We start from the raw sequence: 1,004 nt of genomic DNA on the forward strand, positions 1-1,004 counted from the left end.
CTATGCAAATCAGCGTCTGTCTGATTCTTATGACACCCTCTGGATGGAGGTGGCTGAGATGTCGAAGGCTTTGTCGATGGATTTGCGGGTTCGGGTTCTTGCAGCGGTTTCACAGGGCCTTTCGCATCGGGCTGCGGCGACACGTTTTGAGGTCAGTGCTGCCAGCATCAGTCGGTGGCGCAAGCGTGAGCGCGAACAGGGCGATGCCCGGCCGCGCGCGCTGGGTGGAGATCGACGCTCTGCAAGGATCGACGCACACATGAACACCATCCTCGAAGCCTTGGGGCCGGATAAGGATGCAACCATCGAAGAGGTCCGTCACAGCCTTGCCGAACAAGGCTTGTTCTTCGGCTTCGGCACGATCCAGCGTTTCTTTGCCCGGCACGGCATCACGCGCAAAAAAAGAGCGCGCATGCGTCGGAACAAGATCGCCCCGACATCTTGAAGCGGCGGCAGGAATGGTTCGACGGCCAACTGGACCTCGATCCTTCACGCCTCGTCTTCATCGACGAGACCTGGGCTTCGACAAACATGGCCCGCCGCTACGGCCGGTGTGCAAGAGGCGAACGTCTGCGGGTCAGCGTTCCGCATGGCCATTGGAAAACCACGACCTTCATCGGAGCGCTGACGCTCCGTGGCTTCATTGCGCCCTTCGTCATCGACAGACCGATCAACCGCATCAGCTTCGAAACATATGTCGAGAAGGTGTTGCTGCCCGAGCTTCGGCCAGGGGATATCGTCGTCATGGATAACCTGTCCAGCCACAAAGGCCCAAGGGTTCGGGAGATGATTGAAAGCGTTGGCGCAAGGCTCAAATACCTTCCGCCCTACAGCCCCGACTTCAACCCGATAGAAAACGCCTTCTCGAAACTGAAGACCCTCTTGCGCAAGGCTGCCGAGCGCTCCATCAGTGGCCTCTGGAACACAATTGGGCGCGTCCTCAAACTCTTCACGCCAAACGAATGCCAGAACTATTTCGCCGCCGCTGGATACGATGCAACATG

1 protein-coding gene is annotated in these 1,004 nt (G+C 58.4%); it reads left to right on the forward strand.

Annotated elements, in window-relative coordinates; genetic code table 11:
• Positions 1–58: 58 nt before the first annotated feature.
• Positions 59–1,004 (forward strand): IS630 family transposase gene (locus LQK84_RS25040; RefSeq protein ID WP_230831493.1). Its coding sequence is split into 2 segments (ribosomal slippage), with 947 coding nucleotides annotated over them: positions 59–395 and positions 395–1,004; the frame shifts between segments, so codons are not numbered across the junction. This gene is flagged as partial in the annotation.

The organism is Rhizobium sp. C4, assembly GCF_021026315.1.
Taxonomy (GTDB): domain Bacteria; phylum Pseudomonadota; class Alphaproteobacteria; order Rhizobiales; family Rhizobiaceae; genus Ensifer_A.